16 protein-coding genes are annotated in these 16,247 nt (G+C 51.0%); 11 read left to right on the plus strand and 5 right to left on the minus strand.

Features of this window, described 5'->3' with window-relative positions:
* Nucleotides 1-35 precede the first annotated feature (35 nt).
* Nucleotides 36-929, minus strand: a complete 894-nt coding sequence (locus tag R6H26_RS03795) for a helix-turn-helix domain-containing protein (protein ID WP_404788466.1) — start codon at nucleotides 927-929, stop codon at nucleotides 36-38.
* Nucleotides 930-991: 62 nt separating this feature from the next.
* Here R6H26_RS03795 and R6H26_RS03800 point away from each other — a divergent pair, with 62 nt between their 5' ends.
* Nucleotides 992-1,438, plus strand: coding sequence for a nuclear transport factor 2 family protein (locus R6H26_RS03800; RefSeq protein WP_404788468.1), 447 nt, complete (start codon nucleotides 992-994; stop codon nucleotides 1,436-1,438).
* Between the two features lie 133 nt (nucleotides 1,439-1,571).
* Here the strand turns inward: R6H26_RS03800 and lepB are convergent, their stop codons facing one another.
* Complete coding sequence (lepB, locus tag R6H26_RS03805; RefSeq protein WP_404788470.1) at nucleotides 1,572-2,270, minus strand: signal peptidase I; 699 nt, start codon at nucleotides 2,268-2,270, stop codon at nucleotides 1,572-1,574.
* 141 nt (nucleotides 2,271-2,411) lie between these two features.
* Between lepB and R6H26_RS03810 the strand changes: the two genes are divergently transcribed.
* Nucleotides 2,412-2,804 carry a RidA family protein gene (locus R6H26_RS03810; RefSeq protein ID WP_404788472.1) on the plus strand — a complete coding sequence of 131 codons (393 nt, stop codon included), beginning with the start codon at nucleotides 2,412-2,414 and terminating at the stop codon, nucleotides 2,802-2,804.
* 8 nt (nucleotides 2,805-2,812) lie between these two features.
* On the opposite strand, the gene R6H26_RS03815 is transcribed toward R6H26_RS03810, so the two are convergent.
* A complete protein-coding gene (locus R6H26_RS03815) occupies nucleotides 2,813-3,292 on the minus strand; it encodes a GNAT family N-acetyltransferase (protein ID WP_404788474.1) in 480 nt (159 codons plus the stop codon).
* Nucleotides 3,292-3,894, minus strand: a complete 603-nt coding sequence (locus R6H26_RS03820; protein ID WP_404788476.1) for a tRNA-(ms[2]io[6]A)-hydroxylase — start codon at nucleotides 3,892-3,894, stop codon at nucleotides 3,292-3,294. The genes R6H26_RS03815 and R6H26_RS03820 overlap by 1 nt, the downstream gene beginning before the upstream one ends.
* A 143-nt stretch (nucleotides 3,895-4,037) precedes the next feature.
* Here R6H26_RS03820 and R6H26_RS03825 point away from each other — a divergent pair, with 143 nt between their 5' ends.
* From R6H26_RS03825 to R6H26_RS03865, 9 genes are all read left to right on the plus strand, one after another.
* Nucleotides 4,038-4,598: a LexA family protein gene (locus R6H26_RS03825; RefSeq protein ID WP_404788478.1), complete on the plus strand. Its 561-nt coding sequence runs from the start codon at nucleotides 4,038-4,040 to the stop codon at nucleotides 4,596-4,598.
* Nucleotides 4,599-4,684: 86 nt separating this feature from the next.
* Complete coding sequence (locus tag R6H26_RS03830) at nucleotides 4,685-4,909, plus strand: hypothetical protein (RefSeq protein WP_404788480.1); 225 nt, start codon at nucleotides 4,685-4,687, stop codon at nucleotides 4,907-4,909.
* A gap of 28 nt (nucleotides 4,910-4,937) precedes the next feature.
* On the plus strand, nucleotides 4,938-5,327 hold the full coding sequence (locus R6H26_RS03835) for a VOC family protein (RefSeq protein WP_404788482.1): 390 nt from the start codon (nucleotides 4,938-4,940) through the stop codon (nucleotides 5,325-5,327).
* Between the two features lie 149 nt (nucleotides 5,328-5,476).
* On the plus strand, nucleotides 5,477-8,833 hold the full coding sequence (locus R6H26_RS03840; protein WP_404788484.1) for a tubulin-like doman-containing protein: 3,357 nt from the start codon (nucleotides 5,477-5,479) through the stop codon (nucleotides 8,831-8,833).
* Nucleotides 8,830-10,491: an OmpA family protein gene (locus tag R6H26_RS03845; protein ID WP_404788486.1), complete on the plus strand. Its 1,662-nt coding sequence runs from the start codon at nucleotides 8,830-8,832 to the stop codon at nucleotides 10,489-10,491. Before R6H26_RS03840 ends, R6H26_RS03845 begins: the two co-directional genes overlap by 4 nt.
* Nucleotides 10,492-10,690: 199 nt before the next feature.
* The gene (locus R6H26_RS03850; protein ID WP_404788488.1) at nucleotides 10,691-12,532 is read left to right on the plus strand and encodes a calcium-binding protein; all 1,842 of its coding nucleotides are present in this window, start codon (nucleotides 10,691-10,693) and stop codon (nucleotides 12,530-12,532) included.
* A 97-nt stretch (nucleotides 12,533-12,629) separates the two neighbouring features.
* Nucleotides 12,630-13,814 carry a PstS family phosphate ABC transporter substrate-binding protein gene (locus tag R6H26_RS03855; RefSeq protein ID WP_404788490.1) on the plus strand — a complete coding sequence of 395 codons (1,185 nt, stop codon included), beginning with the start codon at nucleotides 12,630-12,632 and terminating at the stop codon, nucleotides 13,812-13,814.
* Between the two features lie 208 nt (nucleotides 13,815-14,022).
* Nucleotides 14,023-14,934, plus strand: coding sequence for a polyphosphate kinase 2 (ppk2, locus tag R6H26_RS03860; RefSeq protein ID WP_404788492.1), 912 nt, complete (start codon nucleotides 14,023-14,025; stop codon nucleotides 14,932-14,934).
* Nucleotides 14,924-15,190, plus strand: a complete 267-nt coding sequence (locus R6H26_RS03865; protein ID WP_404788494.1) for a hypothetical protein — start codon at nucleotides 14,924-14,926, stop codon at nucleotides 15,188-15,190. The genes ppk2 and R6H26_RS03865 overlap by 11 nt, the downstream gene beginning before the upstream one ends.
* Before the next feature lie 56 nt (nucleotides 15,191-15,246).
* Here the strand turns inward: R6H26_RS03865 and R6H26_RS03870 are convergent, their stop codons facing one another.
* On the minus strand, nucleotides 15,247-16,185 hold the full coding sequence (locus R6H26_RS03870) for a DUF4351 domain-containing protein (RefSeq protein ID WP_404788496.1): 939 nt from the start codon (nucleotides 16,183-16,185) through the stop codon (nucleotides 15,247-15,249).
* Between the last annotated feature and the right edge of the window lie 62 nt (nucleotides 16,186-16,247).

The following is a 16,247-nucleotide window of genomic DNA, read 5'->3' on the forward strand; positions in this document are numbered from 1 at the left end:
AGTGTGTAGATTTGTGACTCCAAATCCACTTTGGATCATCGCTTTTGATAGGCTTTGGGTGTCATCCCTGTTATCTGACGGAAGACTTTTGTGAGATGAGTTTGATTTGAAAAGCCGCAATCTAGAGCAATGGTGCTAATTGCAATCGATCGCTGTTCCAGTAATTGCTTGGCTCGTTCCACACGTTGTTGCATCAAATACTGATAGGGTGCAATTCCCACTGATTGCTTGAAGGATCGGCTAAAGTGGGATTCGCTCATGTTGGTCAGGGTCGCCAAATCCAAGATCGATAAATCCTGCGCCAAATTCGCTTTCATGTAATCAATAACTCGCCCCAACTGCGATCGAGGTAAACCGTTGGCTTTGAACTCAAGCGAAGGTTTGCTGACTGCATAGTTCTGCACCAAGCGAGCAGCAAGAGCTGTTCCCAATGACTCGCCATACAATCTGCCAGACATACAACCCGTTTGGATTTCCATTTTGAGCGCGAGGGCTAGTTGCTGGATTACCGGATCGTCAATCGCAAACTGTGGAATCAGTTCTATTTCACCCTGCATCAATTCCTGAGTGGTTTGATTCAGCAATGTTGGACAAATCGCAATCACCGAAAATTCGACTTCCCGATCCCAATTTGTCCAATGATTGAGAAATGCTGGGATAACATCTACGCGACCATTCCCATGGGCATAGCGTTTAAATTTGCCGTCCAAACGACGCTCTGCCTGAAAGCAACTTTTGGGGTCTGCGATCGCCAGCGAATGTTGTAGGAGGCAATGCTCCACCGTTTCATGGGGAGGATGACAGTAGTGGGTGAAAGTTAACCCTTTCCACCCGGTACGATAGCTATCGAGCAGGGGGGCTTGTGGAAGTACTCGCGCTGCGTCCTCCTGGTTTGCAAAGTCAATTGTGGAGATTGCAGGATTCACCATAGGCTTTGCCGAGTCAAGATTTCTTATCCCAAGCAGGATTGAGGTAATTTTAGCAGAATTGGATGAGACGGCAGGTTGATAACGCTCCTATTGTAGGGGTGTTATCCATTTCCTTTGCCGATATTATGCCAAATCAACCTACGTCAGAAATCGAGCTGCTACGCGCAGCCTACGCAGCCTTCAATGCGCGCGACCTTGATGCCGCCCTCACCCTCATGACTCCCGACGTGCATTGGCCGAGAGCATTCAAAGGCGGTTTTGTCCGTGGACCGGAAGAAGTCCGCGCTTACTGGACGGAGCAGGGGAGCGAGATTGACGCACACGTCGAGCCGGTTGCCTTCAACCCGGAGGAGGATGGGCAGATCCTGGTCGAGGTACATCAGATTGTGCGCGATCTGGCTGGAGCTGTGCTTGCTGATGAGCGCGTCGGCCACCGTTTCACCTTTAAGGATGGCTTGATTCAAGTCATGGAAATCTGTCCACTTCGATCTTCCGGCCCCGGTACTTAGGGATACCCACGCACAACAACTGTTGAGAGTCAAGCGGTATACTACAAAGGTTCTCTGCAACGAGTGATGGGCAACGTTATGCGGCTAGGTAATTTTCGGGTCGGTTAGCAGCGAAGTTTGAATTTGGAATGGACTAGAAGTTGCTGAAGGAAAATCCGTTAGCTGAGTAAAACTGACCGACAACTTTGGCAATAATCTGCTGGCGGGAGATAGTTCGATCGGTGCAGTCTTCGGGGCGGTGAAAGGCTCGATCGTCCAGCAAAACATAGAATTTGCCGCGTGCTAATTGCATCGTAGGACAACTGGCTAATTCGCCAGCATGACGATCGACTGTGTAACGCTCTTCGAGCTGTTTGCTATCAATCCAAACTTCTCCCTGACGAACTTCGACCCGATCGCCAGGCAGCCCGACGATACGCATAATGCTCATACTATCCTGAGGTGCGCTTTCCCAGAGGATGATATCCGATCGCTGGGGTTGGCGAAACCAATAACTCGTGCGATCTCCGACGATGCGGGTTTGTGCGGGCAGATTTGGACTCATGCCATGATTAACGACATAAGCGGGCTGGAAGAATACCTGTCGAATTAGAATCACCGTGGCAATAACGGTGATTAAGGCGGCTCCGATCGCTTGGAGGACTTTCAGGGCGCGGCGGTGCTGGAGATATTGACCGATCGGGTAAGTGAAGAGGGCAATTAGCAAAATCAGATAGACGAAAATAGAAATGGCTGGGAATAGCTTCAGCGTGAAGAGGATGTAGAGCAGGGACAGGACCGCGATGCCGGGGAGGGTTGTGAAGCCTTGGGTAAGGAGAGCTTTGGGTTTCATAGGCTGACGCTTGAAATGCGACGGATATTGTCAGAATGCCCATCCAGTAGGGTAAGAGTGCCCCGTTCTTTTGTCCCCTTTCTGAAGTTCCCATTTCGCGGCACAATAGCTGAGGAATGCCTAGCACGAGTAAAGCCCAGTATGCCGAACGATGTAATTCAGACGTCTCAAGCGCCAGCCCCCGTAGGACCTTATAACCAAGCCATTCGGGCGACGGGCGCGATGGTATTCTGCTCCGGTCAGATTGCGCTCGATCCTGCTACCGGAGAAATTGTCGGTCGGGGGGATGTCGCGCAGCAGACAGTGCAAGTCATGGAAAACTTAGGGGCCGTTTTGAAAGCCGCTGGCGCAACGTGGACCGATGTTGTCAAAACAACGGTTTTTCTGGCAGACATGAATGATTTTGCCACAGTCAACAGCATCTACGCTCGCTACTTCGACGAAGCAAGCGCGCCAGCGCGGGCCTGCGTGCAAGTGGCTCGACTGCCCAAGGACGTGCAGGTGGAAGTAGACTGCATTGCCGTCCTAGACTGACGGGTTATTTAGAGCATTTTGACATAAGCGAGATCGCAGCGGGGCGTCTCAACGTCCTTCACGAGGGTATACCCGTTCTGCTCGTAGAGTCGGACGGCCTCTGTTAGCACGGAGACGGTTTCGATCCAGATTTGGCAATAGCGATCGGCGGCGATCGCCGCCTCCAATTGCTGCAACAAAAAGCGTCCCAACCCTTGCCCTCTAGCCACGGGCAACAGATACATCTTGCGGATTTCCACGGCTCGGACGCCCCGCTGGATCGGGTAGTACCCGCCCGTCCCGACGATGCGATCGCCCCGCTCGACGACCCAAAAGGCCCCTCCCGTTTCGAGATAGCAAGCCTCGACCGCTAGCGCATCCCGATCGACCCCTTCAGGGTCCCAGGCCAGCCCGTACTCCGCCAAGACGGTCGCGATCGCCTCTGCTGCTGCCTGGCGATCGCGAGGTTCCCAATCCCGGATCGAATAATCTTTGAAAGCGGTTTTCATTAGCTGTGAATTCTGGGTTCGGGGTGGGGGGTGCTGAGAATATCGCTTTCGATGACGGATAGGGCTTCCAGGCGCTCGGCTACGGCAGACGGATCGCAGTAGGTATTGGCAAGCACCCAATAGGTGCCGTAGTGTCGCGCTTCTGATGCCATGAGCGTCCGGTAAAACGTCGCGAGTTCAGCGTCGGGGCAGTGCTGGGCCAGCAACCCCAAGCGCTCGTGGCTGCGGGCTTCAATGAGGGCGGAAACCAGCAGCGCATCCAGGAGTCGTTCCGGTTCTTGGCGGCGGATATGGGCGTTGAGGCTGGCCCCGTAGGGAGGAGCGGGTAGCGCGGCCAGCGCAATCCCTCGGCGTTCGAGCCACTGGTTGACCAGCTCGAAATGCTCCAGCTCCTCGCGGGCGATCGCCGTGAGTTGCCGCACTAGCTTGTCGTAGGAGGGGTAGCGAAACATGAGATTGAGGGCAACCCCAGCAGCCTTGCGCTCGCAGTGGGAATGATCGAGCAGGATAGTATCGAGATGGGCGATGGCGCGATCGACCCAAGCCTCGGTCGTAGGCTGTTTCAGAAACTTAATCGCGGGCGATGCAGCAATAGAGGTCACAGCGGTTTGGCAAGGGTTTTGAGAGCTTGCAGCCGTTAAACGAAAGGCTGCTGTTGAAACAAATCTACCAAAGGAATCGCTCGGCGTGGATTTTTCCGCGATTTTCCTCTATATTGATTTTTGTACCCAAATCTAAAATCTTTATGCCTCGTGGAGGAACGCGTTCGGGTTCAGGTCGTCCCAAAGGGAGCGGAAAGTACAAAGAACCGACCCGAGCCATCCGACTGCCCGTAAGTTGGATCGAGCAAATCGAGCAGATGCAAGCGCGATCGCAGGAGCCGACGGTCGAAGCCATCTTGCGTCCGATGCGAACGGCAAAATGCGCCTTACCCTTTTACCTCGTTGCCGTGGCTGCGGGAATGCCATCCGCTGCCGAAGACTATGTCGAGGGCAAAATCGACCTCAATCGTCATTTAATCAAGAATCCTAGCTCGACCTTTCTGGTTCGGGTGACGGGCGACTCCATGATCGGTGCGGGTATCCATTCCGGCGATGTCTTGGTGGTCGATCGCGCCCTGGAGCCCGTTCAGAACAAGATCGTGATTGCCGTGCTCGACGGCGAACTCACCGTCAAACGGATTCTCTACGAACAGAATCGGGTTTACTTGATGCCAGAAAATCCGAACTATCCTGCCATCTGTATTGAAGAAGGGATGGAGCTACAGGTTTGGGGGGTCGTCACAAACGCGATCCACCCCGTCTAAACGGTAAAGAAGATTTAACCTTTGATAACTGTACAAAAATCAAAAAAGGAATTATTGTATGGGTGTCGCATGCAAAGGCGTTGCTTATGAATCTCGTTCAGTTGCCCCAGTTTCAATCTCGCCCTGAATCTTCGGTGGGAGTCATGACCCTTAACGATGCTTGGTTTTTGATCGCTCAAGGATGGCTTACGGTAGAAGGCGCGCAGTATTTATTTCCCAAGGAGTCATGGGACTTCCTGCCTCAAGCTACGTCTAAGCCTCGCTTGCCTCAAGTCAGGCCCCGCCAAAGGGTGCCAAAAGCAGTAGCCTGAAAACAGTCGCTCGCTTAGGAGAGTAGCCATGGATAATCCATTTCAGCAGCAGGGTGCCTTTAGTTGGTGCGAATTGATGACCACCGACCTGCAAGGTGCTGAGGAATTTTACAAACAGCTCTTTGGATGGACCTTTGAAGATGGTCCGGTAGACGGGATAGAATACCGAGTCATTTCTGCGGGCGGGCAGCAGGTGGGCGGGATAGCGGCGATGCCTGCAGGGATGCAGCAAAATTCGCCGATTTGGGGGACCTACGTGACGGTGGAGAATGTGGATGCCGCCGCTCAAATGGCCGAAACGTTGGGCGGACGCGTACTGATGCCGCCCCGCGATATTCCGAATGTCGGAAAGTTTGCGTTAATTCAAGACCCGCAGGGTGCTGTCATATCGGCCATTACTTATTCAAGCCCAAACTAAGCCAGGATGGATGGCTCTCCGTTCTTTTTCTCGACTAGCCATCGAAGGGCGATCGCCCTTCGATGGCCGAGCGCGCTTCGGAATGTAGTCAACCGCCAAGTTATGCTGCCACAATGAAATAGCTGCAACCTTAATAAGCGTTCAGACCTATGGCAGAATACATCGGCATGACTCCTACCGTCATCATTGGCTTAGGGGGGACGGGTAAAGAGGTTTTAATTAAAATTCGGCGGATGATTGTCGAAGCCTACGGGTCTCTCGACAATCTTCCCATCGTTTCGTTTCTGCACATCGACACGGAGCAGAATGCCAAGGCGACCGAGCCGCAGGTGGTGCTCAAGCAAGACATTTCTCTGCGTCCGGTCGAGCAGGTCTGGGCCAAGGTTGAAAATGCCAAGGCGATCCTTAATAACTTATCTTCCTATCCCTACCTCTCCGAATGGTTTCCGCCGCAACTGAAGGGAACGGATTCAATTTTGGCGGGTGCTGGCCAAGTGCGGGCTTTAGGTAAGTTTGCCTTTACCGTCAATTTTCCGCAGATTAAGGCGGCATTTCAGGACGCCAAACGGCGGATTGTCGGCCACGAAAAGTTCATGCTCGACAAATGGAAGGTGGAGCTAGACAAGGGCATCAATATTTTTGTGATCAGCTCGTTCTCCGGCGGAACGGGTTCCGGGATGTTTTTGGATCTGGCCTACAACGTCCGCGATTGGGTGCCCGCTTCGGAGATTCCCCAGACTTCTGCCTATATGCTGCTACCGGGGGCATTTTCGGGACTGGGCGATCGCGTGATTGCCAATGCCTACGCCGCCCTGATGGAACTCAACCACTTTTCCCGCAGCGATACGCGTTTTGAAGCCCAGTACAGTACCAGCGGGAGCGATCGCATCAGCCCTAACAGCGGCAGAGATGTCCCCTTCAGCTTTTGCTATCTGGTGGGCAATAGCAACGATAAAGTGACCTTGCCCAGCGTCGGTGCCGTGCTAGAGATGGTGGCGCAGAATGTCTTTTTAGACTTCAGCTCCGGCTTTAGCCAGTACAAAAAGCTCGTGCGCGACAACATTCGGATGCACTGGTCCAGCCCCGACCCGCTCGGGTTTCCCCAGAACTTTTTAACCTTTGGCCTCTCCAGCATCCAGTTTCCCGTGGATCGGGTGCTGAACGCCTGCGCGGCGCGATTGGCACGGCAGGTCGTGTCTTGGTGGCAGAATCCGACTCCTTCTCCGGCGGCGATGCGGGATGTGATTAAAACTGAAATTTTGCCCAACCTCAAGTTGGCGGAATCGGAAAACGATCGCCAAATTATCGACAGCATCAGCTTGGGCGACAACATGAAGCCCTACAGCAAGGAAGTGGCCGATTGGATTGCCGCGATCCGCAAAAAGCGAAACGATCTCAATATTCCCTTCGAGAACCTGCAAAAGTTTGTCTCCGTGGAGCAGGAAAAATACGCGCCCCACTTTAATGACAGCCACCCCGACCCCAAATTCTGGAGCGATTACTTCCAGAAAATGTGGGATAACCTTCAGAGTTTGATTCCCCAAAAGCGCCAAGAACTGCGCCAGACCGTTTACAACCTGCTCGAAGATCGCTTCCGAGGGCCGAAGTTTACCCGTCAGTTTTTGGAAGTCCTCCAAGAAGTGCTGACCGATTACCGCAATCAGTTCGACCAAGCGCGCCAAAAGGACTGGTTGCCCAAGGAAAAGTCGGCGGCCAATGCGCTCCAAGCCCTCCTCAAGACCATTGACGACCATGCCCGTCAAATGCTGATGCTGAATCGTCGCGGCGTGATTGACGAGGATTTCAAAAATATTTTGCAGGCTCTAGAACTTACCTACGTTGCTAAGGTGGAAGTTAAAGCCAGAACCCTCGGCGTAACGCTCCTGGATGAGCTAAAGCAGGAAGTCAATACGCTCCTGTCCGATCTCACGGCGTTCGATCGCGTGCTCGAATCGCTCCAAACCAACTTTGCCGAACGCGAGAATGTCTACGTCAAGGAGACCGGGACGCTGACCGTCAACGGGATTTTGCTCTACGACACGAAGGATATCGATCTGGTGTACGGACAAACTTTGGGCGATCGCGAGTCTACTATCTGTCAAAGTATCTCTCAGGATATTTTGGGCGCGGTCAATAGCCGATTGTTCGATCTATATGGGTTTGATACCCTGCGGGTCAAAGACCTGTTTGAGCGACTGCTAGGCCGTACCCAGGATGAGTTTAAGACCAGTGCCCAGGTGAATATTTCCACTGCCCGGAAGTTCCTAGAGCGCTACCCCACCCTCGACCAGCAGGAAGCACAGCTTAAAACCACCTTCCAAAAGAGCGAGCCATTTCTGCGCTTTAGCAAAGAACAGGTCAGCCTGGGCTGGGACGACGTGGCCGAAAAGCGTCAGAAACTCGTGGGCATCCAAGGCGGTACCAAACCGACTGACCCTGCCGTTGAAGCCATCCTGCCCATCCTGCGGAAAGTGAGTGCCCTCGACGACAAAAACATTAAGCCCCTCAACGACCCTCACCGCGTGTACTTTATTCACGAAGTGGGCGCATTTCCGCTGCGGCTGATTGAGGGCATCGATAAGATGCGCAATATCTATCGCTCGATCTCCCAGTCCGATGCGAATCCGCTCCATACCCATCAAGAGAATCGTCAGTTCAAAGACCTCTTACCTGCCCCTCAAGAAGAAGCTCAGGTCAAGCAAAATCTACGCTTGGGTGTTGCCCTAGAGCTGATTTATACCGTTGAGAACCGAGCTACGGGATTCTCTGAAATCCGCCTGCGCTACCCCGACAAACAAACGGGACTCGAAACCGTTGAGGTGCTAGGTTCCACCCATCAAGAAGCAGAAGATGCCCTCCTGAGCGACGCTAACGTCAATCTGCGGAACATTCTGTCCGATGCCCTAACCCAGAGAGGTCGAAGTGCGATTACCAAGCCCGATAAACAGGCTCTCTATCAGCATCTGATTACCTATCTCGATCGCTTCAAGCGATCGCTGCCGAACGGCGAAGACGATCCGATCTATCAGCAAGTTAAAGGGGCGATCGAGGACTACATCAAAACCCACAGTCTTTTCATTGTTTCTACCGCCACTGCCACCGCTCAACGGTCTGAATCCACCGTACCTATCCCAGCGCCTCAGACCCAGCCAGCAGCCACCAGGGGAGAGAACCTCGAAAAATTCCGCAAACTGGCCCAGACTTGCTATAGAAAAGGCACCCCTACCGCTACCGAACAGCAACTTTTAGAAAAATTTAGAGAAAAATACGGGATCTCGCCAGAACTAGCGGCTCAGATTGCTGTGGAATTTACAGCCAAACCGTCCCAAAGCGATCCAGTTCAAGAATACTCCTTGATGTTCCGAGCCTTTATTGAAAACGATGGCGATATTGACCTCGAAGAACAAGCTCAATTACTGGAGCTTCAAGAAGAGTTAGGATTGACCACGGAACAGGCTAATATAATCGAACAAAATATTCGAGAAGAGCTTGGTATAAGTACATGATGAACGACGTTAACCTTGTCGAATTCCCCAAGTGCGAACATCATTGCAACTTGGCTCTGCTCGACAAAGTTAATATTCGTCATTCCTCACAAAAAGGAGCGGCAAAACCGACGGTCCTAGTCTTGATCTCACTCCTGTCAGCCTTTGGTTTGGCGATCGCAGGCGCTGGCTATCTCCTTGGCAATCTCTTGGGCACAAAGCCCAATGCGGCGAGGATTCCTAGCCTTTCAAACCAACTCTCAACGGCGGATAGTACCCTCAAAATTCTGGGCGATACTTTTAGCGGCTACAGTACCTTCCGCACCCCAACGTTCCAAAATGCCCTCAAAGCCTCTGGGCTAAATTTGCAGTATGCGGATGAATTCGATCAGGCGAAACGTGCCGCTAGTTTGGAGCGAGGACAGGCCGATCTTTTGGTTACAACCCTGGATCAGTTTCTGATGCAAAAGCCCGCTGGGAAGGTGGTGGGGCTGATCGATCGAACGATTGGGGCGGATGCGGTGGTGCTTAATACGAAACAATTTCCGCAGCTTAAGTCTCTGCTGGATTTGACCCAGATGGTGCAACAGTCTCAGGTCAAACCGAAGGCGATGGCTTTTGCTGGGGATACACCGAGCGAATACTTGGGGCTAGTGCTCGATACCAAGTTTGAGGCGTTTAATCTCGCAGATTTTAAGGTGGTCGAGGTTGCGGATGCTTCTGAAGCCTGGAAGAGAATGCAGGATTCTAGGGAAAATGTGGCGATCGCCATCCTCTGGGAACCCTATGTCACCCAAGCGCGGCAGCAGGGCGGTACAGTCGTGTTGTCGAGCCAGGATACGCCCAACACTATTGTGGATGTCATCGTGGCTTCGGATCGATTAATCCAGTCTCGCCCCGAAAAAGTGGCTCAGTTCCTCACCCTTTACTACCGTCGGATAGATAGCACCGCGCAAGACAACGCCCAGCTTAAAAAAGACATTGCGGAAGACGGGCAGCTCTCCCCTGCGGATGCCGCCACGGTGCTCAAGGGCATTAACTTTTTTACGTCTCTAGAAACCCACCGTTGGCTGACCGATGGCACCTTTGAAAAACGCATTGGCTCGACGGCGGCCATCTTGACAATGGCAGGCAAGCTGGATCGGGTCCCCGACCGACCTAAAAATTTGTTTAGCGATCGGTTTATAAAAGGGGCGATCGCCAATACCCAAAAGCTGATCGACCTCATTCGTGCCAGCGACCCCCAAATGGCCGCGCGATTAGCAGGTACCCAGGCCGCGACTGTTTTAGGAAATCAGCCCAGCAAAACTCAGATTCAATCTGCTCCCGCCATTGGTAACTTAGATCTAAAGGGGCAGGTTAGCTTTGAAGCAGAGTCGGCTCAACTGACCCGTGACGGTCAGCAAACGCTCGATCGATTGAGAAAAGAGATTGCAGAATTCAATCCCCAAACTGTAGCGGTTCGCATCATCGGCCATACATCCCGAACCGGAGATGCAGGCCAGAACGAAACCTTGAGTCAGCTCAGGGCACAGGCTGTAGCAGACTATCTTTACTCTTTAGGTTTAAAGCACAAAATCATGGCCCAAGGGAAAGGATTTAGGGAGCCACTGGCGGGCGTATCCCCTGAAGACAACCAGAATCAACGGACCGAAATTCGCCTCGTGCGGTTGAGATGATTCTGCTACCCGTGTGAGGCATTTGTGAAGGCAGTTCTGTCGGCGATGCGTTATCTATGCTTAGGGGCTGCTCGATAGCACGGAAAAAATATTCTATTCCATATCTATAGGTGGTTTCAAAGGTTTTCCCGTCAAACAAGATTAAAACTTAGGGTATGATGCCGTTGCTAGTATTTTACTTGTCGCCGGAGAATAATCAATGGAAATCCCAAGTATTTCAGAGAGGGCTATTCATCGAATTCGATTAGCGATGACTTTAGGCTGGTTTTTACTGATTTGTTCGTTATTTTATGACCCAGTTTCATCAAGTCTAACGGATCCCAATAATTTGCAAAGCCCCTTTCACCCGGTCAAAGATGCTTGTTTATTATTTCAGGGGAATTGTATCGAAATTGAAAGATACACAATGGGGCCTCGAGTTTTCTGGAGCATGGTTGTACCCAGCTCGTTCTTTATTCTGCTGATATTTAGCCATGAGATCTGGCGGCGAATATGTCCTTTAGCCTTTGTCTCTCAGCTTCCTAGGCTTTTAGGTCTCCAACGTAGAAATCGGATTAAAAATGCAATTGGACAAACAGTTCGCTATGAAACATTCAAAGTATCTAAAGACTCATGGCTGGGGAAGAATTTCTTGTATTTCCAGTTTTTTATGCTTTTCCTAGGTTTAAATATTCGCCTTCTTTTTGCAAACTCAGATCGAATTGCTTTAGGTAGCTACTTACTCTTTACTTTGATTTGTGTATTAGTTGTGGGCTTTTTGTATGGGGGTAAAAGTTGGTGTCAATACTTTTGTCCAATGGCTCCCGTACAGCTTGTTTTTACAGGCCCTCGCGGGTTTCTTGGAAAACAAGCCCATCTTCAAAACACCAAAATTACGCAGTCAATGTGTCGAGAAATTGACAAATCAGGCATAGAAAAAAGTGCGTGTGTCGCATGTCAATCTCCTTGTGTTGATATAGACGCTGAGCGTTTATATTGGGAAAATATTAAGCAACCCGATCGTCAACTCTTATACTACGGCTACCTCGGACTAGCGGTGGGATTCTATCTTTATTTCTATCTTTACTCTGGTAGCTGGGATTTTCTGTCCGGTGGCGTTTGGAGCGAAACCGATCAAGTTAAGACTTTGCTAGGGTCAGGACTTTATCTTTTTGGTCATCCCATTCTTTCAATTCCAAAGTATATTGCTGTTCCTCTTATTCTTGGCTCTTTTACGGTAATTTCTTATCTCATTGGCCTGCAAATCGAACAAACCATACAGAAGAAATCTAAAAATAATTCTTGTTCTATTGATGTAGATCGGGTTAAAAATCAAATTTTTTCATTTTATGCCTTTTTCTCGTTTAACTTAATTTTCTTTCTAGGTATTTATCCGACTCTATCTTGGATTCCTGTTTGGCTCAGAGAATTTATTGCATTTATCTCTGTATTTTTTTCGTCGGCCTGGTTTTTTAGGACTTATAAAAGAACGGCGGAGCAATATAAAAAAGAACGTCTAGCCAATGTGCTTCGGAAAGAGCTAAAAATTCTTGCCTTAGAATTCCCTGCCTTTTTAGAGGGACGTAATTTAGATGAACTGAAGCCTGATGAACTGTATATTTTAGCTAGAGTTTTGCCTAAGATAAGTCATGAAAAGCAGTTAAAGATTTACGGCGCTATTTTAGAAGAGGCTTTGACGATCGGGAATATTGACATCCTTGGAAATTCTGAAGTTCTAGATACTCTACGTCAGAATTTTAATATTACCGAGCAAGACCATCAAACGGTAATTGATAAACTCTTTGCGGAGGAAACAGATTTAGTGAGTTCTTATGAAAAGCCGGATGACAAAGAAATCCACGAGCTTTGTGAATTATTGATTAGCAAAAATCTACTTTCTCCCTATCAAGTAAAAGTTGCGTTAGAAGAGCAAGAAGCTTCTAGGGCAACGTTTATCGAGGTTCTAATTGAGATGAAATTTATTTCTCAAGAACAACTCGATAAAATTTTTCTCGAGCAAAACCTCCGACGTAAGGGATTTTGGACGGGGTACAGCGGATAGCGGCTCGATCGGTGATACTTCAGGGAGAATTAGGTCTGACGGCTGAACGAGCGAATATAATCGAACAAAATACCTGAGAAGAGCTGGGCTTAAGCACATGACGAACGACTTTAACTTTGTCAAATGCCCCAAGTGCGAACACGATCGCAACCCTGTCACCGCGACCAAGTGCGAAATTTGCGGTACGGCCCTTAAAAAAGGAAGTTTGCCGATTGCGCCTATTTTGGTGGGCGTTGGATTGCTCGGCATTTTAGGGGCAGGCGGTTTCTTGCTCAAGGATATGTTCTCTGGCTCAAAGCCCAGCGCGGTTAGCAGTCCGTCCGTTACGACGACTGCCTCCCCGCCCGCAGTTCCCGTGACCGCCCCTGAAAATCCAGACAGTGCCCAAGTTAAGGGTGCGGTGGTGCAGACCTATCCCAAACTATCGGACGTGCCCAATGTCCCCCAAGGGATTTTTAACTATGGAGGGTCGACCACGTTTGCGCCGCTGCGATCGCCCACTATCCTCAGCCAGTTCAGCACAGTCTTTCCTCAATATCAGCTTCGCTATACCGAACCGTTGACGGGAAAACCCGGTTCCGGCAAGGGTATCGAAATGCTCATTGATGGTCAGCTCAGTATTGCCCAGTCGTCTCGCTCCCCCAAGGACGAGGAATTTGCCTCAGCCAAATCGCGAGGATTTGCGCTGGACTCGGTACCCGTTGCCATCGACGGTATTGCCTTGTTCGTAACGCCCTCTCTCATCAGTCAAGGTGTTAAAGGACTCAGCCTCAACCAAGTACGAGATATCTTTACGGACAAAATCCAGAACTGGCAAGCGGTCGGCGGGCCTAACCTCAAAATTACGCCCGTCAGCCGCGACCCCAGCGCCGGAGGAACCGTCGATTTCTTTGTCGAGAATGTTTTAGAGAATCAGCCCTTGGGGACCGATGTAAAAATAGCCCGCGATGCAACAGATTCTATCCGGCAAACTTCAGCGGCGCCAGGCGGTATCGGTTTTGCTACCGCTTCGGAATTGATTAACCAGCGCACGATTCGGCTGCTGCCGATCGCCAAGGGCAGCAGCCAAAGCTTTGTGTCTCCTTGTAGCGACGAGACCTGCACTTCAGCCAATGAAAAAGCGTTTGCGGATGGGTCCTATCCAGTCACGCGGCGGTTGTTTGTGGTGCTGAAGCGAGATGGGAAATTGGACGAGCAGGCGGGGGTTGCCTATGCCAATCTACTGCTGAGCGATGAAGGGCAACAACTCGTCAAAAAAGCTGGATTTGTACCCATTCGCTGAAATCCCGATGGAGTTTGACGCCTTGTCCGGGCGCGTTAGGCATTCTTGCTTAAAATCTAGAACAATCTATGCAAGGCGTGTCTGACGTGACAGACCCCCGTTCGAACGCTCCTCTAAATTAAGCTTTAGTGTAGAGATCTGACTGTCGATGTCTCCGGGGGAGAAAGCATCGAACTGCAACTCGCTCTTAAGTTTGGAGAAACCCGCTATGACTGCCGAGAGCAACAATGGCACAGCGCCATTCGAAAAAGCTTCAAAGAAAGATAAAAAACAAAAAAAGGATAAAAAGCTCAAAAAAGAAAAGTTCCTCAGCTATGACGAGTTTGAAGAAAGCGCTACAGCTCCCAAACTCAACAGCAAGTTTTACGAAGCCGAACTGCTGCGGCTCCAGTCGGAACTCGTCAAGATGCAGTACTGGGTAAAGCACACGGGCTGCCGCATTGTGATGATTTTTGAGGGCCGCGATGCGGCAGGCAAGGGCGGCACCATCAAGCGCATCACCGAGCCGCTGAATCCGCGTGGATGCCGGGTGGTGGCTCTGGGTACCCCCAGCGATCGCGAGAAAACCCAGTGGTATTTCCAGCGCTATGTTCCCCATCTGCCTGCGGCGGGCGAAATTGTGTGCTTTGACCGGAGCTGGTACAACCGCGCTGGGGTGGAGCATGTGATGGGGTTCTGCACGGACGAGCAGTATCAGGAATTTATGCAGACCTGTCCTGAATTCGAGCGAATGCTGGTACGCTCCGGCATTATTTTGCTGAAGTATTGGTTCTCCGTCAGCGATGAAGAGCAAGAGCGTCGGTTTCAGTCGCGCACCACAGACCCGATGCGCCGCTGGAAGCTCAGCCCGATGGATTTAGAATCCCGCGATCGCTGGGTGGAGTATTCCAAGGCCAAGGACAATATGTTTGCCCACACCAATATTCCAGAAGCGCCTTGGTTTACAGTTGAAGCGGATGACAAAAAGCGCGCTCGTCTCAATTGCCTCAAGCATGTCTTGAGCAAAATCCCCTACGTGGATATGACGCCCGAACCTCTGACGCTGCCGCCGCGCAGGCCAGCCGAAGACTACGTGCGTCCGCCGCTCAACGAGCAGTTTTTTGTGCCCCATGTGTACTAGACCCGGTTTTAATGGCACCAGTTTGGCTTTTTCCTGGGCTGTATTCAATGCAACTTCAAGCGCTTTTTCAACCTCGCTTTTGCTGAGCTGCTGGGAAACGCCGCCAATCCCAGCCTCCACAACCTTACGGGCGATCGCCCCTACGATGGCCTTTCCAATGCCTAACTCCCAAACCATCTGCGATCGCCCCTCACCATCGTTCCTCTGTCATTTTAGGCGAGGGAAAATGGCGATCGCAGTTTTACGACTGAAGTGAGCGGTCCTTTTGCGCTGAGGCTGCCGCGTGAGGATGAGGCGATCGCGTTTTGTTTTTCAGGAATGCGACCTCAGCCATGCATCCAAATCCTCAAAGCTGGAAAAATCGAGTAGATCCTCCCCCAGCAACTCAATCTGCGAGAGCGCGAGAGATTGAACTTGAGCTATGGCATTAGAAGAGAGCGAGCCAATTCTACGCGTTAACTGACGCAGAACCAGCTTTTTCTCGTGTTGCAAACCCTGTTGCAAGCCTTGTTGCAAGCCTTGTTGCAAACCCTGTTGCAAGCCCTCCTCCAAAGTCTCTTGCCGCCACTGCTCGTAGACCGGAGTCAAATTCATCGCCAAAGCCCTCTCATCCGTGGTTAAATTCTGCCCTACATTCAAGCTAATTTGCAACACCGCCAAATGCTCCATCGTTTTACGCTTCATCAGGTGGTCTGACGGTAAAGCTAGTAGCTCAGAAATTGCCCTTCGCTGCACCCCATCTCGCCCCATTAACCTTAACCACAACGTTTTCTCATCCACCGGAAGCTGATGAATCGCTACCAGTGCCGTGCGAAACTGCGGCGGCAAAAAGTAAAATCCCATAGACCAACTTGGGTCGTATGCTGCACCAAATCCCAGAACCACGCGCTCAGGGACCGTTGGGCTTAAAATCCACAATCGAGGCAAAGCCGACTCTAGTAAAGATTTCTTCTCTCGTTTTGCTTGCCGCCGCAAGACCTCAGTCAAATCAATCAGCTTTCCAACGCAGCTACTCACATCCTGAGATCGAACAGAATTGCGAAACGGTTCAATGACGCAACACTGAAACGCCATGCGCCCCAACATCCCCAAAGCAGACAACCCCGCTTTAGCCTCATCGTGGGGCGCAAACCAAAGATCGACTTCACGCGTTTCGCTGGTGACTTTACGACTGGTCGTGACCGTCCCCAACGATTCGAGCAGTGCTTCAAGATGTTGTTTAGCAAACAGATCGTGATGGGTACGAGTCATCCAGGGAAGTTAATGTTGCATTGCGCACCCATCGTACTACACTGCCATCGCCAACCTACTCA

The sequence above is a fragment of the Altericista sp. CCNU0014 genome, assembly GCF_044923475.1.
Lineage (GTDB): Bacteria > Cyanobacteriota > Cyanobacteriia > Thermosynechococcales > Thermosynechococcaceae > JAAURS01.